The 25,968-nt window shown below is 61.3% G+C and carries 21 protein-coding genes; 14 read left to right on the forward strand and 7 right to left on the reverse strand.

Annotated elements, in window-relative coordinates; translation table 11 throughout:
* The first annotated feature begins 156 nt into the window (after positions 1 to 156).
* From folD to V3B64_RS14445, 5 genes are all read left to right on the forward strand, one after another.
* Positions 157 to 1,035, forward strand: a complete 879-nt coding sequence (folD, locus tag V3B64_RS14425; protein ID WP_329914319.1) for a bifunctional methylenetetrahydrofolate dehydrogenase/methenyltetrahydrofolate cyclohydrolase FolD — start codon at positions 157 to 159, stop codon at positions 1,033 to 1,035.
* Between the two features lie 489 nt (positions 1,036 to 1,524).
* Entirely contained in the window at positions 1,525 to 2,982 is a 1,458-nt protein-coding gene (gene guaB / locus V3B64_RS14430) for an IMP dehydrogenase (RefSeq protein ID WP_005409308.1), read from the forward strand.
* Positions 2,983 to 3,089: 107 nt separating this feature from the next.
* Complete coding sequence (locus tag V3B64_RS14435) at positions 3,090 to 3,566, forward strand: hypothetical protein (RefSeq protein ID WP_180855630.1); 477 nt, start codon at positions 3,090 to 3,092, stop codon at positions 3,564 to 3,566.
* Positions 3,563 to 5,128 (forward strand): glutamine-hydrolyzing GMP synthase, encoded by a 1,566-nt coding sequence (gene guaA, locus V3B64_RS14440; RefSeq protein WP_005413109.1) that lies wholly within the window; start codon positions 3,563 to 3,565, stop codon positions 5,126 to 5,128. The genes V3B64_RS14435 and guaA overlap by 4 nt, the downstream gene beginning before the upstream one ends.
* Before the next feature lie 1,120 nt (positions 5,129 to 6,248).
* Positions 6,249 to 10,511, forward strand: a complete 4,263-nt coding sequence (locus V3B64_RS14445; protein ID WP_329914320.1) for an NACHT domain-containing protein — start codon at positions 6,249 to 6,251, stop codon at positions 10,509 to 10,511.
* Positions 10,512 to 10,552: 41 nt separating this feature from the next.
* Here V3B64_RS14445 and V3B64_RS14450 read toward each other — a convergent pair whose 3' ends face one another.
* Positions 10,553 to 10,909 (reverse strand): hypothetical protein, encoded by a 357-nt coding sequence (locus V3B64_RS14450; protein WP_046430208.1) that lies wholly within the window; start codon positions 10,907 to 10,909, stop codon positions 10,553 to 10,555.
* A gap of 552 nt (positions 10,910 to 11,461) precedes the next feature.
* On the reverse strand, positions 11,462 to 12,379 hold the full coding sequence (locus tag V3B64_RS14455; protein WP_329914321.1) for a LysR family transcriptional regulator: 918 nt from the start codon (positions 12,377 to 12,379) through the stop codon (positions 11,462 to 11,464).
* A gap of 96 nt (positions 12,380 to 12,475) precedes the next feature.
* Here V3B64_RS14455 and V3B64_RS14460 point away from each other — a divergent pair, with 96 nt between their 5' ends.
* Positions 12,476 to 13,315: a type 1 glutamine amidotransferase domain-containing protein gene (locus V3B64_RS14460; RefSeq protein ID WP_329914322.1), complete on the forward strand. Its 840-nt coding sequence runs from the start codon at positions 12,476 to 12,478 to the stop codon at positions 13,313 to 13,315.
* A 95-nt stretch (positions 13,316 to 13,410) separates the two neighbouring features.
* Here V3B64_RS14460 and V3B64_RS14465 read toward each other — a convergent pair whose 3' ends face one another.
* On the reverse strand, positions 13,411 to 13,986 hold the full coding sequence (locus V3B64_RS14465) for a hypothetical protein (RefSeq protein ID WP_329914323.1): 576 nt from the start codon (positions 13,984 to 13,986) through the stop codon (positions 13,411 to 13,413).
* A 398-nt stretch (positions 13,987 to 14,384) separates the two neighbouring features.
* Between V3B64_RS14465 and V3B64_RS14470 the strand changes: the two genes are divergently transcribed.
* The 6 genes from V3B64_RS14470 (at position 14,385) to V3B64_RS14495 (ending at position 20,447) form a co-directional block, all read left to right on the forward strand.
* Positions 14,385 to 14,939 (forward strand): YwqG family protein, encoded by a 555-nt coding sequence (locus V3B64_RS14470; RefSeq protein WP_329914324.1) that lies wholly within the window; start codon positions 14,385 to 14,387, stop codon positions 14,937 to 14,939.
* On the forward strand, positions 14,899 to 15,732 hold the full coding sequence (locus V3B64_RS14475) for a DUF1963 domain-containing protein (RefSeq protein WP_329914325.1): 834 nt from the start codon (positions 14,899 to 14,901) through the stop codon (positions 15,730 to 15,732). Before V3B64_RS14470 ends, V3B64_RS14475 begins: the two co-directional genes overlap by 41 nt.
* Before the next feature lie 91 nt (positions 15,733 to 15,823).
* Positions 15,824 to 16,555, forward strand: coding sequence for a hypothetical protein (locus V3B64_RS14480; RefSeq protein WP_329914326.1), 732 nt, complete (start codon positions 15,824 to 15,826; stop codon positions 16,553 to 16,555).
* A 79-nt stretch (positions 16,556 to 16,634) separates the two neighbouring features.
* On the forward strand, positions 16,635 to 17,114 hold the full coding sequence (locus V3B64_RS14485) for a hypothetical protein (RefSeq protein ID WP_329914327.1): 480 nt from the start codon (positions 16,635 to 16,637) through the stop codon (positions 17,112 to 17,114).
* Positions 17,115 to 18,234: 1,120 nt separating this feature from the next.
* Positions 18,235 to 19,017 (forward strand): 3-hydroxybutyrate dehydrogenase, encoded by a 783-nt coding sequence (locus V3B64_RS14490; RefSeq protein WP_329914328.1) that lies wholly within the window; start codon positions 18,235 to 18,237, stop codon positions 19,015 to 19,017.
* Positions 19,018 to 19,286: 269 nt separating this feature from the next.
* Positions 19,287 to 20,447, forward strand: a complete 1,161-nt coding sequence (locus V3B64_RS14495) for a hypothetical protein (RefSeq protein ID WP_329914329.1) — start codon at positions 19,287 to 19,289, stop codon at positions 20,445 to 20,447.
* A gap of 287 nt (positions 20,448 to 20,734) precedes the next feature.
* Here V3B64_RS14495 and V3B64_RS14500 read toward each other — a convergent pair whose 3' ends face one another.
* Genes V3B64_RS14500 through V3B64_RS14510 form a run of 3 tightly spaced genes read right to left on the reverse strand, consistent with a single transcriptional unit; the run spans position 20,735 to position 21,977 of the window.
* Complete coding sequence (locus V3B64_RS14500) at positions 20,735 to 21,193, reverse strand: SRPBCC family protein (protein WP_329914330.1); 459 nt, start codon at positions 21,191 to 21,193, stop codon at positions 20,735 to 20,737.
* 2 nt (positions 21,194 to 21,195) lie between these two features.
* On the reverse strand, positions 21,196 to 21,510 hold the full coding sequence (locus tag V3B64_RS14505) for a metalloregulator ArsR/SmtB family transcription factor (RefSeq protein WP_005416268.1): 315 nt from the start codon (positions 21,508 to 21,510) through the stop codon (positions 21,196 to 21,198).
* Positions 21,511 to 21,521: 11 nt separating this feature from the next.
* The gene (locus V3B64_RS14510) at positions 21,522 to 21,977 is read right to left on the reverse strand and encodes an SRPBCC domain-containing protein (protein WP_329914331.1); all 456 of its coding nucleotides are present in this window, start codon (positions 21,975 to 21,977) and stop codon (positions 21,522 to 21,524) included.
* A 165-nt stretch (positions 21,978 to 22,142) separates the two neighbouring features.
* Here V3B64_RS14510 and V3B64_RS14515 point away from each other — a divergent pair, with 165 nt between their 5' ends.
* Positions 22,143 to 22,667, forward strand: a complete 525-nt coding sequence (locus tag V3B64_RS14515) for a GNAT family N-acetyltransferase (RefSeq protein WP_329914332.1) — start codon at positions 22,143 to 22,145, stop codon at positions 22,665 to 22,667.
* A gap of 141 nt (positions 22,668 to 22,808) precedes the next feature.
* Entirely contained in the window at positions 22,809 to 24,578 is a 1,770-nt protein-coding gene (locus tag V3B64_RS14520) for an oleate hydratase (protein WP_132809960.1), read from the forward strand.
* Positions 24,579 to 24,621: 43 nt separating this feature from the next.
* Here V3B64_RS14520 and V3B64_RS14525 read toward each other — a convergent pair whose 3' ends face one another.
* Positions 24,622 to 25,866: a hypothetical protein gene (locus tag V3B64_RS14525; protein ID WP_329914333.1), complete on the reverse strand. Its 1,245-nt coding sequence runs from the start codon at positions 25,864 to 25,866 to the stop codon at positions 24,622 to 24,624.
* Positions 25,867 to 25,968: the final 102 nt, after the last annotated feature.

The raw sequence follows: 25,968 nt of genomic DNA on the forward strand, positions 1-25,968 counted from the left end.
GTTCCGACGCCATGAGGTTGCCGGCCAGCGGCCGGCACTACCGGTGGTCGGCCATTTGCCGTTGTCGGTCAGCGGCCGGCATTGCCGAAGCCGGCGGTGGGCGAGGGGGCCTGAATCGGGGACAATAGCGTCCCCGCCGCCCCACGCCCGCTCCCGATGACCGATTCCACCTCCCAGCTTCCTGCCCGCATTCTCGATGGCCGCCGTATCGCCGAGGACCTGCTCGACAGCCTGAGGGTGCGCGTCGACGCCCGCGTGGCCGCCGGTGGCAGCCGTCCGGGCCTGGCCGTGGTGCTGGTGGGTGGCGACCCGGCCTCGACCGTGTACGTGCGCAACAAGCGCCGTGCCGCCGAGAAGGTCGGCATCGAGGCGCATGACTACGATCTGCCGGCCGGTACCACCGAAGCCGAGCTGCTCGACCTGATCGACCAGCTCAACGCCGATCCAAAGATCAACGGCATCCTGATCCAGCTGCCGCTGCCGGGCATCCCCGACGCGCGCCGCCTGATCCAGCGCATCGACCCGCGCAAGGACGTGGACGGCTTCCACCCGGAAAACGTCGGCCATCTGGCCCTGCGCGAGTTCGGCCTGCGCCCGTGCACCCCGCGTGGCATCACCACGCTGCTGGGCCACACCGACCAGCCGGTGCGCGGCCGCAACGCCACCATCGTGGGTGTGAGCAACCACGTCGGCCGCCCGATGGGCCTGGAACTGCTGATTGCCGGCTGCACCGTGACCAGCTGCCACAAGTTCACCCCCAAGGACGTGCTGGAGCAGGCCGTGCGCAACGCCGACATCCTGGTGGTGGCGGTGGGCCGTCCGGGCATCGTGCCGGGCGAGTGGGTGAAGCCGGGTGCTGTGGTGATCGATGTGGGCATCAACCGGTTGGATGACGGTCGCCTGGTGGGTGATGTCGGGTTTGAAGCGGCGGCCCAGCGGGCGAGCTGGATCACCCCGGTGCCCGGTGGTGTGGGCCCGATGACCGTGGCCACCTTGATGCAGAACACCCTGGAAGCGGCGGAAGCGCTGAGCTGACGACCGGCTCCTGGTGGGTGCCGACCGTTGGTCGGCACAATGCAGGCAGGCCGATGACCCGCTCCTGGTAGGTGCCAACCTTGGTTGGCACGATCCGTCCGGCGCCTGTGCCCCAGATGGGGTGAAGGCAGCTCCCTGTTTGTGCCAACCAAGGTTGGCACCTACCAAAGGCGGTTCCGTGGCGGTTCCATGTCCATGGCGGTTCCGTGGGTGCCAACCTTGGTTGGCACGATCCGTCCGGCGCTGGACCCCAGATGGGATGAGGGCCTCTCCCTGTTTGTGCCAACCAAGGTTGGCACCTACCAAGGGCGGTTCCGTGGCGGTTCCATGTCCATGGCGGTTCCGTGGGTGCCAACCAAGGTTGGCGCCCACCCGGGTCGCCCCCCTGAACCAACCACCGCCCGCGCGACACTGCGTCGCATCTACCCCCTGCCACAGGGCGCGAAAAAGGGGTAAAATGTCGCGCTTCCCCACATCTCGGGTATGCCGATGCTGCGCATCCAGGCTGAAGCACTCACTTACGACGACGTCTCGCTCGTCCCCGCCCATTCGACCATCCTGCCCAAGGACGTCAACCTCGAAACGCGGTTGACTCGCGACCTGAAGCTCAAGCTTCCGATCCTGTCCGCAGCCATGGATACCGTCACCGAAGCCCGCCTGGCCATCGCCATGGCCCAGCTCGGCGGCATGGGCATCATCCACAAGAATCTCAGCCTGGAACAGCAGGCCGCGGAAGTGGCCAAGGTCAAGAAGTTCGAGGCCGGTGTCATCCGCGACCCGATCACCGTCGGCCCGGAAACCACCATCCGCGACGTGCTGGCCTTGACCCAGGCGCACAACATCTCCGGCGTGCCGGTGGTGGGTAGCGACGGCCTGCTGGCCGGCATCGTGACCCATCGCGACATGCGCTTCGAGACCGAGCTGGACGATCCGGTCCGCCACATCATGACCAAGAAGGATCGCCTGATCACGGTCAAGGAAGGCGCCGCGTCTGACGAAGTGCTGCAGCTGCTGCACCGCAACCGCATCGAAAAGGTGCTGGTGGTCAATGATTCGTTCGAACTGCGTGGCCTGATCACCGTCAAGGACATCCAGAAGAACACCGACTTCCCGAACGCTGCCAAGGATCTGTCGACCCGCCTGCTGGTCGGCGCTGCCGTCGGCGTGGGTGGCGATACCGATCGCCGCGTGGAAGCGCTGGTCGCCGCCGGCGTGGACGTGATCGTGGTCGATACCGCGCACGGCCACTCGCAGGGCGTGCTGGACCGCGTCAGCTGGGTCAAGAAGAACTTCCCGAACGTGCAGGTCATCGGTGGCAACATCTGCACCGGCGAAGCCGCACTGGCGCTGCTGGACAGCGGCGCGGACGCAGTGAAGGTCGGCATCGGCCCGGGTTCGATCTGCACCACCCGCGTCGTCGCCGGCGTTGGCGTGCCGCAGGTCACCGCCATTGACCTGGTGGCCGAAGCGCTGCAGGACCGCATTCCGCTGATCGCCGACGGTGGCATCCGCTACTCGGGCGATATCGGCAAGGCGCTGGCCGCCGGTGCCTCGACCATCATGGTCGGTGGCCTGCTGGCCGGTACCGAGGAATCGCCGGGCGAGACCGAGCTGTACCAGGGCCGTTCGTACAAGAGCTACCGCGGCATGGGTTCGCTGGCTGCCATGGAGAAGGGGTCGAAGGACCGCTACTTCCAGGACGCCGCCACCGCCGACAAGCTGGTGCCGGAAGGCATCGAAGGCCGCGTGCCGTACCGCGGCCCGGTGGGCGGCATCATCCACCAGCTGATGGGCGGCCTGCGCGCCACCATGGGCTACGTGGGCTGCGCCACCATCGAAGACATGCGCAGCAAGCCCAAGTTCGTGAAGATCAGCGGCGCCGGCCAGCGTGAGAGCCACGTCCACGACGTGACGATCACCAAAGAGCCGCCGAACTATCGCGCCTGATGCGCTTGCGAACTGCTCTTGCGATTACGGGCAGCCTGCTGATGGCAGGTTGTTCGTTGTCCGAACCGCCGCCGCGCTCCGGGTCTCCGGGCGCGGCGGTTTCGCAATTGCAGGACGTGCAGGCGTGCCAGAACGCGTTCTCGCTGCCGAAGGGCTGGCAGGTGCAGGCCGCTGGCGAGCAGCGTTGGCTGCTGAAAGGTACTGGCGAGCGCCCGCTGCAGGTCACCCTGCAATGCATTTCCGAGCTGCTGCACGGGCCGGATGATCCGGTGCTGACGCCGGTGTTGGGCGCGCTGGAGCCCGCACGGATGAGTGTGCGCTGGGCATCCTGGGGTGCTGCGGATTCGGGCGTCTCGATGGCGGCGCTGCAACGGCGCATCGTGCCCGGCACCGAAGTGCAGGAAATCGCCGAGCTGCCGCGCGCCGACCGCTCCAACCCCAACGCACCGCACGGCCTGCTGATGCTGCGCTGGGACGAGGAAGACACCTCACATATTCAACAACGCGAGGCGTTCATCGCCACGCTGACGCAGAGCCTTGAAGCGCCGGGCGCTGCGAAAAACACCACTGGAACGGCACCATGACCAACATCCATAACGACAAGATCCTCATCCTCGATTTCGGCGCGCAGTACACGCAGCTGATCGCCCGCCGCATCCGCGAGCTGGGCGTCTACTGCGAAATCTGGGCGTGGGACCACAACCCGGCCGAGATCGCCGCGTTCGGCGCCAAGGGCATCATCCTGTCCGGTGGCCCAGAATCGACCACGCTGCCGGGTGCCCCGGCCGCGCCGCAGGAAGTGTTCGACAGCGGTCTGCCGATCTTCGGCATCTGCTACGGCATGCAGACCCTGGCCGCGCAGCTGGGCGGTGCCACCGAAGCGGCGGATCAGCGCGAATTCGGCCACGCCGAAGTGAACGTGATCAACCCGGATGCACTGTTCAAGGGCCTGAGCGACCACGGCGGCGAGCCGAAGCTGAATGTCTGGATGAGCCACGGCGACCACGTCTCCGTCGCGCCGCCGGGCTTCACCATCACCGCCACCACCGACCGCATTCCGGTGGCCGCCATGGCCAACGAAGAAAAGCGCTGGTACGGCGTGCAGTTCCACCCGGAAGTGACCCACACCCTGCAGGGCCAGGCGCTGCTGCGCCGCTTCGTGGTGGACGTGTGCGGCTGCCAGACCCTGTGGACCGCCGCCAACATCATCGACGACCAGATCGCCCGCGTGCGCGAACAGGTGGGCGATGACGAAGTGATCCTGGGCCTGTCCGGCGGCGTCGATTCGTCCGTGGTTGCCGCGCTGCTGCACAAGGCCATCGGCGAGAAGCTGACCTGCGTGTTCGTGGATACCGGCCTGCTGCGCTGGCAGGAAGGCGACCAGGTGATGGCGATGTTCGCCGAGCACATGGGCGTGAAGGTCGTTCGCGTGAATGCCGCCGACCGTTACTTTGCCGCGCTGGAAGGCGTGAGCGACCCGGAGGCCAAGCGCAAGATCATCGGCAACCTGTTCGTTGAGATCTTCGACGAAGAGTCGAACAAGCTGAAGAACGCCAAGTGGCTGGCGCAGGGCACCATCTACCCGGACGTGATCGAGTCGGCCGGCAGCAAGACCGGCAAGGCGCATGTGATCAAGAGCCACCACAACGTGGGCGGCCTGCCGGAGCACATGAAGCTGGGCCTGGTGGAGCCGCTGCGCGAGTTGTTCAAGGACGAAGTGCGCCGCTTGGGCGTCGAGCTGGGCCTGCCGCGCACCATGGTGTACCGCCATCCGTTCCCGGGCCCGGGCCTGGGCGTGCGTATCCTGGGTGAAGTGAAGCGCGAATACGCTGAACTGCTGGCCAAGGCCGATGCCATCTTCATTGATGAGCTGCGCAAGGCGGACCTGTACGACAAGACCAGCCAGGCGTTTGCCGTGTTCCTGCCGGTGAAGTCGGTGGGCGTGGTGGGTGACGCGCGGGCTTATGAGTGGGTGATTGCGCTGCGGGCCGTGGAGACCATCGACTTCATGACGGCGCATTGGGCGCATCTGCCGTATGAGTTCCTGGGGACGGTGAGCAACCGGATCATCAATGAGTTGCGGGGGGTGTCGCGGGTTGTTTATGACATCTCGGGTAAGCCGCCGGCTACTATTGAGTGGGAATGAGTTGAAAGAACGAGGGCGCCGAGAGGCGCCCTTGTTGTTTGTGAGCGTTCTGCCGCCTTCTGCATGGGTTTTAGAGGGAGGGGGGCTCCCAAGTTCAGGTTCGAGATTATGTAGCTTCGCTGTCGTCTCTGGCGAAGCTCTCTGGAGCATCAGCTATTTCTTTAATGATTATTATTAATGATATGGGTGGTGAAAATTCCCGAAGTGAGGAAGTGCTTTTTCAACCGGTTACGTTTCTTGGGCCTCTCGTCGGCGGGGCGGTAGTGCTTGAACCCAAGAACTATTGTCGAGACACTCTTTGCTTGTGCGACACTGTCTTGCATGGGGTTGCCGATTTCTAAGGCGACACAGTGTTGCTGGTTCAACGACCTCTCGCAGGCGCACAGGACGGCTGGAGGACTTAATGGTGGCTTCTGGAGATTATGTGGAAGATTCAATAACGCGCGGACGCGCTTGGCTTCAGGAGCCTCCAAGCGGGCCCGAGCCCAAGGCGCCGGTCGAAACGCGTACGCAAAGCCTTCCTTTGAATGAACTCTCTTGGCAAGACTTCGAACGTCTTGCACTTAGGCTCGTTCGTAGAGAGGGTCAAGTGATTGACTGTTCTGTCTATGGAACGGCGGGCCAGTCGCAAGGAGGTATCGACATCATTGCGGTTCGCTCCGGGAAACCTTCCTCGAAGGTGTGCTATCAGTGCAAGAAAGTTAACGATTTCAGTGCTTCTGATATTGCCTCCGCGGTGAAAGTCTTTCTTTCCGGGCGCTGGGTGAAGGAGGTGACGGAGTTCGTACTGTGTGTATCGTCGTCGCTTGAGAGAACTCAGTAGCAGGACGCGCTGGATAAGCAGCGGAAGATACTGGCAGAGCAGGGTATAGAGCTTTCGGTGTGGGATGGTTCTGCCGCAGGTGGGATATGCGAGCGTCTAAAAGATAACTGCGACATCGTCGATGATTTCTTTGGTCGTTCTTGGGTGTCTAGTTTTAACGGGCAGGATGCTGCCGATAGTTTGGGCGATCGGCTGAATGGCTACGAGCTTGGAGCGCTTCGATCCAGACTTGCGAATCTATACTCAGTACTCTTCTCGCAGCACGATCCGGGTTTTAGGACGGATCGAAACGCGTACATGGACTATCGTGATCGATATGTGGTTCCCGATGTCGTCGAGCGGACTCAGGTTGATATGGGGACATTCAATCAGTCTACGATGAGAAACTTAAGCCGAGAGGAAGAGGCTTATGGGAATTCCAGGGGGCAAGACGCGGTCGCACCTCAGAATGCAAATGCTGCGTCATACGAGATCAAGAGACCCGTCTTTGAATGGCTGCGTGATCGGAGCCAGTGCGTTGTTCTCGGTGAGCCGGGCTATGGGAAGAGTACGTTGCTCAGATACTTGGCCTTGTCCATCTTGAAGCCAGAAAAGCTCCGATTTGACGTTCTGAACTCTGGATATTTTGCATGCCTACCGATATGGATATCGTTCTCCCGGCTTTCGGCCTCCATTGGGCGCGAATCGGGTATTAGTATTGACGCATTCTTTCGAGAGTGGCTTTGCCAGTACAGTTTCGGCGATGTATACCCAATCTTCAAGCGAGCAGTGAGGGCAGGGCAGGTTCTCCTGCTTGTTGATGGTTTGGATGAGTCCACGGAGGAGCACTCGGGGCGTGAGGCTCTTGATCGTGTTGTGACTTTCTTAGAGGCCAGTGGTGCGTCAATCATTTGCACTGGCCGACCCCAAAGCTACGGAACCCTCGGCATCCCGCCTTCTTGGGCAAAAGCTACGCTTGCATCCTTGAGCGAAAAGAAGATAGAGGAGTTGGCGGCTCGTTGGTTTGAGTTTCTGGAGTCAGAGCCCGAAGCGCCGTTGCAAGCGACCTATGAAATCGGTGATTTCGGGCGGCGTCGGGCGCAAGCATTCCTGCGCGAAGCAAGCAGTAGTCCTAGGACTCTGGAGTTGGCCCGAAATCCGCTGCTTTGCATGTCATTGATTCAGCTATTTAGGTTCTCCCACCAGCTTCCTGAGGCGCGAGTAGAGGCGTACAGGCAGATTGTGGAGCTGTTGCTATCAAAGCATCCTGCCGCGCGCGCGCAAGCGAGTGGAACTGCCGCGCCGATCAGTTCTCTGGGGTTGAAGTCCGCAGATCTTAGAGAGATGCTTATTCGGCTGGCTAGGGAGATGCAATCACAACCGACGCGATCACTCTCGAAAGAGCGTTGCGAGGAGGTGTGCACAGTCTTTCTGATGGACGATATGCATGGGTTGGGCGAGCCTGCGGCGAAGGCGAGAAGAGTCGCCGCGGAGGCAGTCAATCAGTTGAATGGTCAGTATGGAGTGCTTGTTGAGCGATCTCCCGACGAGTTTAGTCTCCTCCATCTGAGTATTCAGGAGTACTTGACCGCTGAGTCGGTCGCGCGACAGTCACACGATGATCAAATTGAATGGATGGCTGGCATCTGGGCCAGTCCTGCATGGCGAGAAACTCTAATTGCATGGTTCGGAATTCTGGGTGCGCGCGGAGAAATGGTGCTCTCTAGCCGTGCATCACAACGATTAGAAGATCTAGGCGCCAAGAATGAATGGCTTCGTACACAGTCTATCGAGCTCCGCATGGAGATCGCCACATCGGATTCGGGGCTTCCGATAAGCGAAGCACGTCGAATCGTCGAGCTTGCCGTCAACGAAGTGGAAAGTTCTCCCATTGTCGAGCTGCGCGTGTCATTGGCGAGGAACATTGCAATTGGCGCGCTGGGAACACGTGTGCGTTCTGAGTGTCGTTCTGCCATCAGGCGTTGGCTGCCTGGACAGCTAAGTTATAAGCGGAGAGCTCTCATTGCGTCCTTTAAGGATTGGGCGCCATCCACCGATCTGTGGTCCACTCTAGTTCGCTCCCTTAGAGATGAAGATGTCATGTGTCGACGAGCCGCCGCCGAAACTATTGCGCACGTGTTCGTGGATAATGATGAGACGTTGGCCACTTTGGAGAGAATGGCGATTTTTGATGTTCGGCCTGAAGTTAGGGCTGCTGCTATTTATGGATTGACCGCTAGAACGGAGTGGCAGGCGCAAGCTATTGCATGTGCAAGCGCCAACAGAAGTACAGCCAATGCTGAGCTGTTTCTAGGAACGGTGCGAACTCGTGTCAAGCAAGGGCTACAAACTGATGAAGACATCGCTCGAGTTTGGATGCTGCTGGATGGTGGCTCCCTGGAATATCAAGTGCAACATGATGCAATTGGATTGCTGTGCGAAGGCTGGCCGAGCGATCAGAATCTTCGCGGATTTCTGCTGGACCGATTGCGTAAAGCTCAATCGGGATTTGACGTAGAGGTGCCACTTCAGTATCTGGTCCGCTGTTGCCCGGGTGATGTTGAAGTGGCGGAGGTTGTTGCATCATTGGTCAGGCAGTTTGGTCGAATGCTAACGCTTGGCGATCATCGCGTGTGGGAGGATCTGTCTGCGGGATTTCGTGGGAATGCTAAACTGGCCCCGGCAATTAGAGATTCATTGAATGCGGACCGGGCGAAGTACAAGGGGCCCCTATGGGACCCTCGGACAGCCCATGCAATGGTCACCATTGGTGATGAGGGAGCGAAGCTTGAGCTCTTGGAGTCATATGAGTTAGCGGACATCCGTGGGCGATACTGGATTGCGTTCGCCCTTCAGCGCGGATGGGGGGGCGATATTGTGGTGCGAGAAAGGCTTCAGCACTGGGCCGATGGAAGTATCGAGATGGCCGCGCCCTTGGGGTCATTGGGGCGAGTCCTTATTTCTGAATCTAGCAAACGAGTCCATTGGCTTCGCAAAATTGCGCGCGCTTCCGCTGTGACAAGAGAGGTCGGAGCCGTCATGGCTCTCCTCGAGGAATACCCAGATGAAAGTACCAAGGAACTGGTGAGGGATCTGTTGGATAGCCCTAGAATATGGTACTACCACAGGACAGAGATCCAGGCGCGCTTTGCAAGCATATATCCGGATGATCCAAGGAGCCTAGAGATAGTTGAGGATTCACTATCCAACATCGACGGTCCAAATTTCGGAGTAATTGCTCGGGCTTTTGAACGCGATGCGGGCCTTCGAGCGCGATTTCTTGACGCGGCGATACCGGCGCCAGCTGACGTGAGGGTGGCTGTTGCTACTATTTTCCGTGAGCGAGCCATCGAACTTGATTCCGTGGTTGAGTTGACTCCATTGCCGTTGGCGGAAGAGGATAGTGCGGTTAGAGCCAGCTGTTTGATGGCGCGCGCGCGCGCTGCAAAGGGGGATTCTGTACTCGTCGAGCAGTTGGAGCAGTTCCTTGCGCCCGAGTTCAACTCCGTGGGTACCTATATGGACATGCGACGGCGCACAGCGTTGGCGGCCCTTCTGGAGCTTGGGGCGTATTCGCGAGTTGTTGCTCGCTTTGCGGATGATGGCGGGCGCAATTGGACTCATGGGCTTATCGACTGGCTGGCGCATGATCTGGTTTCACCGGGTGCTCTGATCGAGCACTGGGAGGCACTTAAGCCGCTCCTCTTAGAGAGCAATGTCCAGGAGCGGGAGCTTCCTGTGTCAGAGTTCGTGCGGTCTGGTTACGATGCACTTTTCGAGAAAACTCCGGCTCTGGAGCTTCTACTTGGGAGCTATTTCGAAAACCAAGTGCCGGACGTAGCCGGAGCGACCTATTTTGAAGCTTTCGCGCGGCATCGCCCCAGGAGTCGGTCGTTGCGGCGCCTACTGATTAAATCTATTAGAAGGGGGAATTTCGGTGACGCTGCGTGCGCAGCTGCGCGTATTCTTGCTGCGCAGTTTTATGGGTCTGAGGATATATGGGGAGAGCTTTCTACCATTGGGGAGCCGAGAGACGCGTTTGGTCAGTTGGCTGACGGTGTGCTTGGGCATTTGGCGCTGGCCTGGCCGCAAGGTGTCGCAGCAACTTGGGCGCGGCTGTTGAATTCAGCCGAAATTGCTGAGCTTGGGGTTAGGGATAGGCTCCTTGTTGCGATTGTGAGGGATAGTCCAATCGAAGCAGAAGATGTCGTTCATGAGATTATGTCGGAGCCGATGGCATCGTGGAAATATAGAGCCGAAGATGCAAATGTGCTACATATTTGGGCTAAGTGGAATGGATCAAAGCGGTCACTTGATAGCATGGTAAACTCGGAAAATGCGTCACATTCACTTACAGCTATTTCGCTGATGTCGATTGCTCGGCGTGATATCGAGGCGCATATTGGAGCTTTGATTGATCGCTTTAATCGACAGTTTTCAGTGTCTTGTGTGCCCCCAGAGGATGGCCTCAATGCGGGGTTAGGGCGGCAGGGTCCTTGGGCAGCGTCGGTCTACTCAACACTTAAGGCGTGGGCAGGCGCCTCTGGAAGAGTGGCAGCGGCTGGGCCAGCCTTAAAGTGAGTATGGATAACGTGGCAAGAGCAGTCATTGCGGTTGGCTAACTACTCTGGCCTAACCTCCCGACAAGCCCACTCAACTAACCCTCGGCAAGCCAGAAACAGCCCATCCACCACCCCCTCATCCAAATGCCGCTCCGGGTCCGCTGCCACCCGGCAGCGGTCTGCCGCGTGTAGCAGCTCCAGCACCGTCAGTGCGCCAACCATCGCGCGCTCACTTCTAGCCAGGCTCACGCGACGCCCGGGTGACACATCGGTTTCTGGCCAAGGATGCCCATCGGCACCCTCGCAGCCGCGCATGCGCTTAAGGATGCCGAGCAGGGAGTTCAGGTCGGGCAGGGGAGTGTCGTCGTTGATCGGTTCAACAACGGTGTACGAAGAGAAGGTGTCGGATTCGTTCATGGCGTCGGCTTCCGTGGCTGTGCTTAACAGCGCCACCGCGAAGAGGTGGCGGACGATGCGTGGCTGCAAACCGGGATGAAATAGCACCATAGACCGGTGGGCCCGAGGGCCCCCACGCACCGCCCGCCAGAAAGGCCGACGGATTGCCCGCCGGCACCGGTTAAGGACGGTGCCGACGGGCAAGCGCAAACTACAGGTGCATCTCTCATCACGGGTTTGCAGACCCGCTGCCACCCTTTTTTGATGGCGCGCCATGGTGTTTACGCCGCCGCTTCGAATGCCAATAGAAATTCGCGAAGGAATCGCGGAATCCGAGAGCGAAGAACTATTGTTGCACGCACCATTCGTGCAGCACGCGACGCCATCAGACGCATTCGTGCAGCTACTCTGTTGATGGCGATTCAAACTGGCGCAATCGCCCACGCTACAAGCGAATAGCGCGACAGCCTGCTTTGCAACAGTTCTTAGTCTGGCTCGCCAAGCAACGGCGCACGATCAGCCGTACAGCCCGAAAATCGGTTCAAACCCGACACCGGTAACAAGCTCGCAGCCTCAACCAACGCCATCCTCAGCCGCATTCCCCGCCAGCAACTCAATCATCGCCCGCGCCGCCGCCGACTGCCGCCGATGCGGCGCATAGATCACCGAGAACGGCCGCGATCTCCCCCGCAGCTGTGGCAGCACTTCCACCAGCTGCCCACGCTGCAGCCGCTCGCGCACGATGAACTCATAGCTCTGGCAGATGCCGATGCCCTGTTCGGCCAGCGACACCACGCCCAGCACATCGTCGGAGGTCTCGATGGGCGAACGCGGCAGCCAGTCCACGTCGCGCCCGCCGTCGCGGAAGATCCACGGCGCCAGCCGCCCGGTGCGCGGCATCACAAACGGCAGGCACAGGTGCTGCTGCAGATCCTCCAGCGTCTGCGGCGTGCCGCGGCGCTGCAGGTAGTCCGGCGCGGCTACCAGCAGCAGTGGGGCGTCTTCCAGCTTCCGCCCCACCAGCCCGCTGTCCGGCAGCTGGCCCAGGCGGATGGCCAGGTCGAAGCCTTCGGCCACCAGATCCACGTTGCGGTTGGTGATGTTCAGTTCCACCTGCACCTGCGGGTACTGCTGCGCAAAGCGCGCCAGCACGGGCGGCAGCCGGTGGTGGCCATAGGTGGTGGGCACGCTCAGGCGCACGCGGCCGGCCAGCGCACCGTCCTGGGCCAGTACGTCGCGCTCGGCGTCGTCCAACAGGCCGAAGGCGGTGCGCACCTGTTCCAGATAGAGCCGCCCAGCGTCGGTCAGGCCCACGCGGCGGGTGGTCCGTTGCAGCAGCTGCCGGCCCAGCCGCGCTTCCAGGCGGGTGACCGCGCGGCTCAGCACCGAGGGCGTGGTGGACAGCGCCACCGCGCCGGCGGTGAACGAGCCGTGCTCGACCACCGCCAGGAACACCTCCACATCGCCCAGGTAGTCGAACTTGCGGCTCATTTGGCTCTCCGGGGAACAGATGTTTTGCGATGGGGCCAATTTATCGCCGCTGGCGCGATGAATAAAGTGGCGGCCATTCCCCGATAGGAGCTCCCCATGAACCTGATGACCCGGCTGGCCGCAGCGCTGGCCCTGACCCTGGCCGCCAGCGGAGCGCATGCCGCCAACGTGCTGGTGGTGCTGTCCGACGAAAACCACCTTGACCTGAAGGACGGCAAGGTGCTGTCCACCGGCTTCTATCTCAACGAGCTGATGCAGCCGGTCAAGCTGCTGCTGGACGCGGGCCACGAGGTGACCTTGGCCACGCCGCAGGGGCGGGCGCCGACGGTGGATGCGTCCTCGGTGACGCCGGCGTACTTCGGCAACGATGCCGCGCAGCTGGCGCTGCACAAGGACCTGCTGGAGAAACTGGCGCTGACCTCGCCGACGGCCTCGCCGGTGGTCAGCCTGGCGCGCATCGAGCAGCAGGGTTACGCGCGTTTCGATGCGGTCTACATTCCCGGTGGCCACGCGCCGATGCAGGACCTGCTGAAGAGCCCGGCGCTGGGCCGGCTGCTGGCCGACTTCCACCAGCGCAACAAGACCACCGCGCTGGTCTGCCACGGGCCGATCGCGCTGCTGTCCACGCTGCCGGACGCCGATGGTTTCGTGGCAAAGCTGGAGGCGGGTGCGACGCCGGCCACGCCGAAATGGATCTACAACGGCTACCAGATGACGGTGATCAGCAACCAGGAAGAAGAGCAGGCCAAGCCGCTGCTGGGTGGCGGTGAGATGAAGTTCTACCCGCAGACCGCGTTGCAGCGGGCGGGTGCGAAGTTCAGCAGCAATGCCACGCCGTGGACCGGGCATGTGGTGGTGGACCGTGAGCTGATTACCGGGCAGAACCCGGCTTCGGCGCTGGAGGTGGGGCAGCGGTTGGTGGAGCGGTTGAAGTAGGGCGGAGCTACAACGCAGGCTGCCAGCCTTGTGGGCCGAGGGGCCAGCGCCTCGGCCTGTCTATGGAAGTGCCAACGTGGTCGGCAGAGAGGGCGTCAGCCCTTCGCCAACGCTGCTCCTGACAGATCTTCAATTTGGGAAAGCGCGTGACGCGTCGCGGTCCAATCGCCGGCGTGCCTGATCGCCACGCCTCCGGCCGCTGTCCAGGCATCACAGTTCGCTTCGAAATCGTCGATCAGAACATCACCCGGCTGGTGCATGAAGAGAGGCTTATGCCTTCCACCAAGCACCGGCAGCACCAGGCAGGTTGCTGACAGGTGTTGGCGGACCCACTGCCGCTTCTGCATGGCAGCGAGTGGATAGTTTGATTTCGGGCAGGCCGTGAGAATCACCGGGTTCAAGTGGTGGATGCTGTGGAAGAACTCCACTGCACCCTGCATCGGCGGCAGGTCGCGGAAGAACGACGGGTGATTGTTGATGTGCATCCACATCTCATCGTCGGCAAGCAATCGATGGTCCAAGCCAAACAGGGTGGGAAATGCCGCGTCGAAATCGGCCATCACGCCATCAAGATCTACATAGATGGTGCGTCTGGATGCATCCGATCCATTTGTGTGCTGCTTCGCGAGCGGGTCCATCATCGGTATCGACTTCGCATCATCTGCGTTCATTACCGCGTTCTCCTTTCAAGAGTGGGCTTTCTTCTTCATCCGTTCCCCGGTAGCGGGGCAAAGTGCTTGGTGATTGCGACAGACATGGCAGCAACCGCGATGCCGACTGCGCCGGCACGACTGAAGGGGCCGGCGAGCCACGGATGCCGTAATCGGCATGCTGGAAATGCGGATTATGTCGCGGCGCTTCTTCAAAGGCCTGCCGGGCGGCTGACCTGGGCCTTGGCCAGGACGCACGGCCCGCAGCCGCTGGCTCATTTCGCCAATCAAGGAGCAATCTGGCGCGCCGGTGAGTAGATCATCGCCGGGCGCTACAGGCAGGCCGGGTGGTGATATACCTGTGGTGCTCGATCCAGACTCAAAAGGACGTCACTGAAATGGATGCTCAGGCTCATTCAATGTACCACGCCGACCAACGCGACCACCATGCCGAAGCGGTGCTTGAGGCCTTCTTCGCCAAGCACCGAACCCCGGCCCTGGTGCTGCAGCGTTTCTACCCGCCGGCGGCATTCCCCAGGGTTCGCAGCCGTCTAGGCGGTCTGCCGCAATTGCCCGATGGGATGGATTGGCCGGTTGGGGAAAGTTATGGCGAAGCGGCGCCGATGCACTTCCTGGCGCAGATCGATTGCGCCGAGGTGCCACGCGTGGATCCCGATATGCCCTCGCAGGGCATGCTGTTCTTTTTCGCCATGAACGACGAAGAGCAGATCTGGGACACGGACGAACCACAGCAACGCGTGCGTGTACTGTACGCGGCTGAGGTAGCGGTCGATCAGCACGTGCGTGCGCTGCCGGACGGTATGCGTCCGATTCTGAATGAAGGCCCCTCGGACCATGCGCACCGCAATCCCGCATGGCTGCTACCTGAGGAGGATGGGCCGTGCGTGCATGTTCAATGGCCCTTGGTGGCGCATGGATACCTGGCCGGACGAGCTGGAGCTGCCGCCGGGTGAGGAGGATCGGCCGTATTACGATATCTACCCCTCGCGCCGGGACGAAATGCGGCTGGGTGCGGTGGTGGCGGCCACGGGCCTGTTTCCGCGTGCAGACGCCGCCACCGAATGGGAGCGCCCGAAGTCACCTGCGTGGACCTTTCCGGTGCAATGGCTGCGCTATCAGACCGATTTCCCCCAGGTAGGCATCATCATTGACCGCCTTTCACGGGTGATCGGCAATGAACGGCGTGCAGGCAAGCGCGGGGGTATTGATTACGCCGATGTACGCGCGTGGGTGAAGCGCGCCGCCGCCATTGGTCTGGATGAAACCCCGGATGATGCAACGCGGGAGGCGTTCCGTGAGTGGATTATCGGACAGATCAGCGACGACTTCGAGCGTATGACGCTGACCGACCTGGGCATGGGCCGGGCGTTCACAAAGGGACTGCTGGCGGCAGTTGCCTACGCGGCAGGCTCGCCGGCTGCGGCCGCGCGCATTCCTGCACTGATGTACCGCCACTTGCAGGACGAACATCTGCCGTTTGATGAAAGCCTGGGCACGTTGCCTGATGGCCGCAAGCGCTGCGCCGAGACGCGCGTGCACCAGATGCTGGGGCACGCACCGCGCTTGCACGGCATCGTACCCGACGTGGAAGGCGAGGGCGACGCGGTCTGCCTGCTGCAGTTGGCGTGTGACCCGGCGATTGATCTGGTCTTTGGTGACTGTGGCCAGGCCACGTTCTGGTTGAGTCGTGAGGATCTGCGCAACTGCAGGTTTGACCGCGTCGTGGGCGTGGTGGAGTCGCATTGATTGGGCACGGCGGGGCTGCCATGGCACCATGACGGGCTGGCCTTGTCCTTCCGGGCGGGGCCGTTTTCCCAGGGAAGCCCTCGAACACGACATGCGAACGTCTTTTTTCATTCTCTCCGCCCTGTGCCTTGGCTTGTTGTCTGGCTGTGCCAGTGGCCCGGAGGAGCACGCCTCAAGCCGCGAGATCACCGGTGCGTTCGTGGCCGACGACGGCCAGCTATACCTGCTGCCGCGCTTTGAAGAGCCGATGCGTTTCAATGCCGCGCCGTTCCGCGAGTACCGCGCGCTGATGGACAGCCCGCTGCGCGAGGCGGTGGCCTGCGCGCAGATGTACTTCCATGAAGACTGGCGCGACCCGGCCAACAAGGCCAAGGTGCACGGCAGCTATGCGCTGCTGCTGCGGCCGGAGCAGGTGACGGCGGAACAGGCCATGCAGTTCAAGCTGGAGCGGATTGAGGTGCTCCCGCGCGAGGCGAAGTATGTGGATGAGCGTGCGCGCTACTACCTGCCGCAGGATCGGAGCCGTTATGCGCTGGCGTTTGATCGGGCCTGCAATCTTTCAAAGAAGGGCGGCAGCTATTACAGCGCGCTGTTCGAGGGCGACGGCGAGCGGGTGAAGTTGCCGGACGCTGCAGCGTTGGCGGAGAAGGGGAAGCTGGCACAGCCGATCAGTGCGCGGGCGCAGCGGATCCTGCCGGAGAGGGAGGACAAGCCGGGTGTTGGGACGGCGGCCGGCAAGGTACTGGGCGCGGCGTTGATTCCTGTGGCGGTTCCCGTGTTTGTGTTGAGCCTGCCGTTCCTGGGGCCGGATCATTGGAAGTGATGGGGCGTTGAGGGAGAGCCATCCACGCGTGGCGTGGATCTACTTGGGCATCGCCTGAAAGTTCATCCTGGAGATCTGTGTGCCCAGCACGCTGGAAACTGTTTTGAAGACCGTAGGCTTCATTGTCCTCGCGGCACTTCCGTTGGTGATCCTCTGGTTCACCCTTCGGCGAATGTCAGCGACCGCGCGTTCTGCATTGGGATCAGGGCTGCGTTTGGATCCCCCTCGCCAGATTTCTGGCAAGTCCATGACCTTGGTGATGGTGGATGGCAAAGAGGATCGCGAGCACTATTTCTTTGATACAGAATCCTTCTACCTGCGACGTGGGCCCGTGCCCACGGCGGTTCCGCTTTCGCAGATCACCTCAGTCACACGAACGTCCGACAGGATCTACGGGCGCTATGTCTGGAAGGTGTGCTTCAGCAGAGCATCGGGCAGAAAGGGTGTGACGTTCACCAACAACCTGACGCTGTTCAATCGGGATTTCCTGCTGTTCCTGGAGGCTGTGCGGAAGGTCAATCCGCTCGCGACCGTTGAGCGGGCAAGCGTCATCTTCTAGAGCGTGTTTGAAGTTCGGTATGAACAGTGTCACTGCAATGGCATCACAGCGCGCAGCTCCTGTTCGGCCAATGTGATCGATGAGAAATGGGCGTTTGTTGCGCGCTATCTGATACTGAAGCATTCTCATGCGTGGCAGTGCAAGTATGATCTGCGATGAACACGCAAAGCCCGCAACATAGAACGAGGCCCGCTCGTTTCTGCGCGCGATGCGAAGCGTGGGCCTTGTCACCTGTGACGAAGACGCATTTGAGGCAATTGTCGAGACGATTTACGTTTAAGGCATGCGGTCAATCTCTGCGGAGTAGTTCCTGATGATGTGCCGATCGACGCTGGACGTATCCCTGATTCACGCCTACGCGCTTCCTCTCGGCATAGATGCTTCAAGGATCACGCTGCCTCACCGGCAACTTGGAACGAGCACCGGTGGCGTTGAGCTTGGCAAGTTCCGCATGCACAGCGGTCGCAACGTCTTCGTGCTGCGCACGGACCGTAGCTCTGTTCTCGTCACAGCCAGAGGGGATACTGACTTGATTCTGGACCGACGTCTTCACGAACAGCTCAAAGCATGCTTGGATCAGGTACGTGAGACCGGCGGCCATCGAGGAAGATTGCAATGATCAGCAGGAAGTACTGGTTTACCAGGAAAAAGTACGGATGGGGTTGGGGGATGCCGTGCGCGTGGCAGGGCTGGCTTGTGTACGCAGTCGCATTCGGCCTGCTGCTGGCAGGTCCGTTTCTGTTCTCTCCATTTCGCGAGCCCATCGCGTTTCAGCTCTACACGTGGGCCGTAGTGTTGGTCCTTGTCCTTCTCTGCTGGATGAAAGGCGCTCCGCCCGGTTGGAGGTGGGGGGAGTAGAACGGCCGCAGAAGCTATTTTCGGACGTGTTCGATCCGCCGGGCAAAGCATGGATGCATTGCCCTTGTGGGAGTCGGACAGTATCGCCAGCAAGCCACGGCTGCGCCCCCTCTGAGGTGTACCGTCCGTTTTGAATGAACGCTGGACACTTCCCTCGGCGGGTACCGAACGCGTTCTAACCGTTGATTGACCAAGGTAGCGTCGCTTAAAGGGGGCGCCGGTGAAGCTACACTGACCACCTACGCCCGATGGAAGCTCGCCCATGTTCTCTGGAAAGGTTGCGGTGGTCACCGGCTCCACCGGCGGTATCGGTCTTGGCATCGCCACCGCGTTGGCGCGGCAAGGTGCCGATATCGTGCTGAGCGGCTTTGGCGATGCGGCGGAGATCGAACGCATCCGTACCGAACTGGAAACCGAGTTCGGCGTACGGGTGGTGCACGATGGGGCCGATCTTTCCCGTGGCGAGGCAGTGCGCGGCATGATCGATCGCGCCGTTGCGACGATGGGACGCATCGACATCCTGGTGAACAACGCGGGCATCCAGCACACCGCGTCGATCGAGGAATTCCCCGTCGAGAAGTGGGATGCGATCCTCGCGCTGAATCTCTCGGCCGTATTCCATGCCACGGCGGCGGCCTTGCCGCACATGAAGCAGCAGGGTGCCGGCCGCATCATCAACATCGCCTCGGTGCATGGGCTGGTGGGTTCGGTGAACAAGTCGGCCTATGTGGCGGCAAAGCATGGCGTGGTCGGGTTCACCAAGGTGACCGCGCTGGAGAATGCGGGCACCGGCATCACCGCCAATGCCATCTGCCCGGGCTGGGTGCGAACGGCGCTGGTCGAGCAGCAGATCACCGCGTTGGCCGAGCGCGAGGGCACAGATCAGGAGACCGCCGCCCGCGCGCTGCTGACCGAGAAGCAGCCTTCGTTGCAGTTCGTGACGCCCGAGCAGCTGGGGGAGATGGTGGTGTTCCTGGCTTCGGACGCTGCGGCGCAGATCACTGGCACGGCGCTGCCGGTGGATGGGGGCTGGACGGCGCGCTAGCGGGCTGAGATTTCAACTGCGGCAACTGCGTGTTTCCTGAGTGAGTGTCCACCAAACTCTGACGTGCCCAGGTGACGTGCCGGTGCGCTTGCCCCGTGCTTGCAGGCATGAGGTCAGTGTTCGCATGCTACAGAGCAGTAGCTTTTTTCCAATCCTGTATGCCATATCAACAATCTGGATTCGCGAGCCCGATCGTCATGTCAAGCAATGAAGTGAAAATTCCTGGCAACCGTGGGTCTGCAAGAAAGAACAGGGACAACGATAGGTGCGTGGATCATCTTCGCGCCAAATGGCGGGAGATCCTGACCAGAAGGTTTGACTACTTCTTCCAGAAGTCCCCGGAAAGTGGTCAACGTATGGAGTTGGTCATTGACTGCATGATTCAAGGTCTGGAATCCCTCTTCTTGAGCTTTTCGGGGTTGAAGGATACTCAGTTCAATTCGCAAGTAATGAGCGATGATGTGGGGAAATACTCCCAGAGGATGGCCGAAATGCTGTTCTACTATCAGCTTCTCGGAATGGGTTTCGAGGAGATCAGGAGCAAGGATGCAGGGCCTGACTTTATTGCAAGGAAGAATGGAGAGACGTTCTGTTTCGAAGTGGTCACCCCAACGCCACAGTCCGACACCAGAAATCTCATTGAGCAGAGAAGCTTGGGGCCGGAAGATCGTGATGCGGTTTTCCGTGAGCGATTGCTGTCGGTCACATCGGCTATCAGCGGCAAGCTGGACCAATTTGAGCGTCACAAGGTAGACGGGCACGTGCCAGACGGTGCGCATTACATAATCGTCATCAATGATTCGCTGCTGCTGCCCTTTTGCCAGCCCTGGTATGGTGCGTTGGGTGAACTCTGCTTTGGCGACAGTACTTTGCCCATTTCAGTAGACGCAACACTGGGCTCCTGGGAGCTCGACTTTTCTGATCTCCTCGGCGAAGCATCCTCTGGGGACGGTGGCATCCAGTACCAGAGTATCTCCATGAAGAGTAGTTACGGGGTTTCCATCAATGGCAGCGAGATGATTACTCCAGAGGACTCCTTGATGCGTGTGAGAATGAGGAAAAAAATCCCCACTAGAAGAAATACCGATACCGTTGATGTTGATATAATTGAATCCGTGGGTGTGGATGCCATTTATCAGATAACCTTGCGTGAGGATCTGATGTTCTTTCATTCCTTCAAGAGTCATCATCAAGTAAAGCCCGCTTCCGCTCTGATTAGCTCAGTGAAGACCAGAGATGTGGTGAGGAAGTCTCTGTGTGCCGCTTCGATGTATGCCAAGGAAGAGGCGCTGGTGCAGCCGCATATATCATCTGCACGTCTGTTTGGCTTTGAGCCGGACGAATACAACAACCTGGCCGTTTACAAAGATTTTTTCAGGCCCTATTTGAAGGGCGGGAAGTTCTATCAAGCGCCACAGGGTGAAGGCTAGATGGCTTGCTCGCATCGAGGTTGAACTCTGCCAAAGACAGATCCATCTTCGCGACTCTGTCGAGTGTGCTTGGCCAATAGCTGAGCAGACGCAAGCGCTTCAGCAGCAGCGATCTGCTGTTGAAGCTGTTCTCCGCCACGCCCTGTATTGCGTCGGTCGCAGCGCCGCTGATGCCGGTAGACATGGTCTTCTGCGGGATGGAATGTCGAAATGGGCAAGGCGGAGAGGGGGGCGGCGGTGGCAGCGTGGCGCTCTAGGCGCGTGGGTGGCCACGCGCCAGCACCGTGTTAGCTCGGCTTCGCAAACACATCCAATCCCTTGCCGGTCTCCAACAACGACTTCAGGCTCGACAGCACGATCGGCCAGCCCTGGCGGATGCCGGTATCCATGCCGCTGCCGGGTTCCAGTTCGTCGTGGGTGACGGTCAGCCGCACCATGTCCTGGTAGGGCACAATGTCGAAGGTGACGCGGCTGTAGGCGTCCGGGTTCTCCGCCTGCGAGGCGGCGGCCCAGGTGATGACCAGCCGCGAGGGAGGGGTGCTTTCCACTACCTCGCCGACCAGTTCGACCGAGCGTGTTTCGTTGGCGCGCACGTGCTGCCAGCGTGAGCCGGGTTTCCAGTCCGAGACGTTTTCATGGCCCCAGTAGCGGCTGGCGATCTCGGGGCGGGTGATGGCCTCGAACACCTTCTGCGGGGTGGATGCGATGTAGATCACGTGGATGAAGCGGGTGGACTCTGCGGACATCGTCATTCTCCTTCCAGTTCTCGTTTCAGGTCATGCAGCAGGCTCAGGCGCTGCTGCTCGAACTTGCGTACCCAGCGTTCGTACACCTCGTGCAGCGGCACCGGGTTGATGAAGTGCAGCTTCTCGCGGCCACGGCGCACGGTGCTGATCAGGTTGGCGTCTTCCAGCAGGCCCAGGTGCTGGGTGACCGATTGCCGGGCCATGTCCAGGTGCTCGCAGAGCTGGCCGAGCGTCTGCCCGTTGTCTTCGCAGAGCAGATCCAGCAGCGTCCTGCGCGTAGGGTCGGCCAGTGCCTTGAACACCTTGTCTGCATTCATGCGGGGCGTCTTCAGTTCCAGTTGTCGATCCTGATGTCGTGTGGGTTGGGCTGGCCCTTGCCGGATTCCAGCAGGGCTTTGAGGCTCATCAGGAAAACCGCCCACTTGGTACTGCAGTGGGAGGTGAACTCGACGCGCTCTTTCCAGCCTTCATGGGTGAACAGCACGATGCAGTAGTCATCTTCCTGTTTCAGCACAAAGCGCACGTGGGTGCCGATCCATTCGGCGGGGCCGGCGAGGAACCGCCAAAGCACGAGCTCGCTTGGAACAAGCTGCTCAAGTTTCATTTCCATGGCGCCAATTTCCTGGCCATTGGCGGTGAAGCGCACGTTGACCGAGCCTCCGGTTTCGCGGTCGCCGTGGGTGTCTTCAGCCCACCAGGCGGCGACGCCTTCGGGGGTTGCCAAGGCCTCGTACACTTGGCTTGCATGGGCCTTGATGCCGACCCTGTGTGCGATATCGACCATTGCAGGTTCCTCGCGTGGGCGGACAGGCGCCGTCCTTGGGTGGACTATAGGCAGGTAAATGCCTGCATGTCAAATCCGGTGGACGGGGGGCTGGATCAATACACTGGGCACCTGCCAGGCATGGCCTGGCACTACTGGATCTACGGGACGTCAAGGAGTGCAGGCATGACTGAAGCTGGAAAGGAAATCTTGAACATCCGCCGCGCCAACGTAGACGATGCCCCTGCGGTGCTGATGCTCTTCGACGAAGTCATCGAATGGTTCGTGTCGATCGGCAATCTGCAGCAATGGGGCAGCGAGCCGTGGTCCACGTTGCCGCGCCGGATCACCCAGGTGACCGATGCCTGCGCACTGCCAGGTGCATGGGTGGCGCAGAACGAGCACGGCGTGGTGCGCGCGTTCCTGGCGCTGGGCGAGTCGATGCCCTATGTGCCTGCGCCCACCGGCCCGGAACTGTATGTACGGGTACTGGTGGCATCGCGTGATGCGCCCGTGCGTGGCATCGGCCGGCGCCTGATGGCCTTTGCCGATGAGCAGGCGCGCGCTGCCGGCCTCGACCATCTGCGCGTGGACTGCTACGGCGGTGGCAACGGTGATCTGGTGCGCTTCTATGAGACCTGCGGCTACACGCGCATCGCGCCGTTCATTGTGGATGGCTGGCCGGGCATGCTGCTGGGGCGACAGCTCTGACGTGGCTGCGTCACTAGGTCGCAGCCTGTGTGCAGGAAACGGTACATCGGTTCGGCGCTAGAGTAGGGGCATGACCTGCATGGAATGGCTGTGTCATTCCACTGCGGGTTCCTGATGACCCCCTCCAGGAAGGAGCAACGCATGTACTACAGCAGTGGCAACTACGAAGCCTTCGCGCGCCCGCGCAAGCCCGCCGGTGTCGATGGCAAGCGCGCATGGTTCGTCGGCTCTGGCCTGGCCTCGCTGGCCGGCGCCGCGTTCCTGGTGCGCGATGGCCGTATGGCCGGTGAGCGCATCACCATTCTCGAGCAGCAGCAGATTGCCGGAGGCGCGCTGGATGGCCTTAAGGTGCCTGAAAAGGGCTTCGTGATCCGTGGCGGCCGCGAGATGGAAGACCACTTCGAGTGCCTGTGGGATCTGTTCCGCTCGATTCCGTCGCTGGAGATTGAAGATGCCAGTGTGCTGGACGAGTTCTACTGGTTGAACAAGGACGACCCGAACTATTCGCTGCAGCGTGCCACGATCAATCGCGGCGAAGATGCGCACACCGACGGCCTGTTCACCCTGAGCGAACAGGCGCAGAAGGACATCATCGCGTTGTTCCTGGCCACTCGGCAGGAGATGGAGAACAAGCGCATCGACGAGGTGCTGGGTCGCGACTTCCTGGACAGCAACTTCTGGCTGTACTGGCGCACCATGTTCGCCTTCGAGGAATGGCATTCGGCGCTGGAGATGAAGCTGTACCTGCACCGCTTCATCCACCATATCGGCGGCCTGCCGGATTTCTCGGCGCTGAAGTTCACCAAGTACAACCAGTACGAATCGCTGGTGCTGCCGCTGGTGAAGTGGCTGCAGGACCACGGCGTGGTGTTCCAGTACGGCACCGAGGTGACCGACGTCGACTTCGATCTGGCGGCCGGTCGCAAGCAGGCCACGCGCATCCACTGGACGCGTGACGGTGTAGCCGGTGGCGTGGATCTGAGCGCGGATGACCTTGTGTTCATGACAATCGGTTCGTTGACCGAGAACTCGGACAACGGCGACCACCACACGGCTGCGCGATTGAATGAGGGGCCGGCGCCTGCCTGGGACCTGTGGCGACGCATTGCTGCCAGGGATCCTGCGTTCGGGCGCCCGGATGTGTTTGGCGCGCATATCCCGCAGACGAAGTGGGAATCGGCGACAGTGACGACGCTGGACGCACGCATCCCGGCCTACATCCAGAAGATCGCCAAGCGTGACCCGTTCAGTGGCAAGGTGGTGACCGGCGGCATCGTCAGTGTGCGCGATTCGCGCTGGTTGATGAGCTGGACCGTGAACCGCCAGCCGCATTTCAAGAACCAGCCCAAGGACCAGATCGTGGTCTGGGTGTATTCGCTGTTCGTGGATACGCCTGGAGACTACGTGAAGAAGCCGATGCAGGACTGCACCGGCGAGGAGATCACCCGCGAGTGGCTGTACCACCTGGGCGTGCCGGTGGAGGAGATCGATGAGCTGGCCGCGACTGGGGCGAAGACGGTGCCGGTGATGATGCCGTACATCACCGCGTTCTTCATGCCACGCCAGGCCGGTGACCGCCCGGACGTGGTGCCGGAGGGTGCGGTGAACTTCGCCTTCATCGGACAGTTCGCCGAATCGAAGCAGCGCGACTGTATCTTCACCACCGAGTATTCGGTGCGCACACCGATGGAAGCGGTGTACACACTGCTTGGGATCGAGCGCGGTGTGCCCGAGGTGTTCAATTCCACCTATGACGTGCGCTCGCTGCTGGCCGCCACCGGTCGCCTGCGCGATGGCAAGGAGCTGGATATTCCCGGGCCTGCGTTCCTGCGCAACCTGCTGATGAACAAGCTGGACAAGACCCAGATCGGTGGCCTGCTGCGCGAGTTCAAGCTGGTGCAGGAGGACTGAGCGCGCGTCAGCGTAGAGGGGAGCGCGCCGGCAAGGCCGCGGATCAGTCTGCCAGCACGGTTCCCGCTCCTTCGCCATAGGTTGCCCTGGCGCTGCCACACACCGCGTAGGTGGCAGCGCTGGCTGGCAGGCCAGTGGCCTTGATGCCGCGCCGCGAATCGCCGTCAAAGACCTCGGCGTAGCGTTCGGCGGCCAGCGCGTCATCGGGCAGCATGTACAGCAGGACGCGCTGCAATGTGGATTGCCCCTGCAGTGGCTGCGGCTGCCGGAACGCGGGCACCTGCACGCGCGCGCTGTGCCACCGCGTCGGCGCGTCTGCAGTCTGCCAGCGTACCTGCAGGGGCAGGTTGAGCGGCAACAGCGCGGGGCTGACCGGGTAGCCGTAGGCTGTGCAATCCCGGGGCGCTTCCGGGATGTTCGCGATGGCCCCGTCGCCGATGTCCAGTGTGAGGCCATTGATTTCCATCCGCAGGATGGGCGCACTGCCGTAGTTGTGGATCTTGAACAGCGCCAGGCCTTCGAAGCGGCTGCGCTCCAGATCATCGGTGGTGAAGCCACTGAGGCGTGCGAGTGCGGGCGCGACCTCTACGTGATCGCTGTAGTGGTAGTAGATATGCACGAGCTCGGGTGTACCCGCGCGTCGCCAGGCCGCATTGAATGACGCAAGGTCGGGGTACGGCCGACGGACCAGCGGCACATCGGTGACGGCGCGATCTCCAGACGGTGTGGCGTAGCGGTAGTGGTCGACGGAGGGCTTCAGGCGCGCATCTTCATATGGGAACCCCCTGTCTGCATCGGACTGCGGGTTGGGGTAGCGGTGGAAGGCCATGAACCGCTCGGGCAGGTCGTCCTGCATGGGCAGGTCCGGGCCAGCGCCAGAACCGGTGGATGCATACGGCGAGGTGTCCAGCCAAAGGCGTTGCCCGCTGAGGTTGACGTGCAGCTCGGCGATGGACGCGCGTGAGCCGCCGGCCAGGCTGTCCACACTACCTTGCAGGGCGTGCCACAGTGGGATGATGAGCATGGAGGCGGCGGTCGGCACGAACATCAGCACGTGTATGCGGCCCGGCACCTGCCCGCGCTGGCGCACCATGTAGCGCAGCCAAGCCAGCAGGAGCACCAGCAGCAACGGGACGCCGACCCAGATCGCGATGGTGGCCAGCGCCACGACGCCCCAACCCAGGTTGGGGCTGGCCACGGCAATCAACGAGAGCGTGGCGATCAGTGCCGCCAACAGCAGCGATACGCCGATTCCGACGCGGTAGGTCCTGTAGGGGCTGTCGGTCATCACCGGTCCGTCGGCAGTGCGGGGCATGCCCCTATAGTGCAGTGGTGGTGATGGCGTGGAAAGTCGTCGACGAAGAGGGCGGGGGGCCTTGCCTGCCGGCCA

Origin of the sequence: Stenotrophomonas sp. SMYL86 (assembly GCF_036320025.1) — a bacterium.
GTDB lineage: Bacteria > Pseudomonadota > Gammaproteobacteria > Xanthomonadales > Xanthomonadaceae > Stenotrophomonas > Stenotrophomonas maltophilia_A.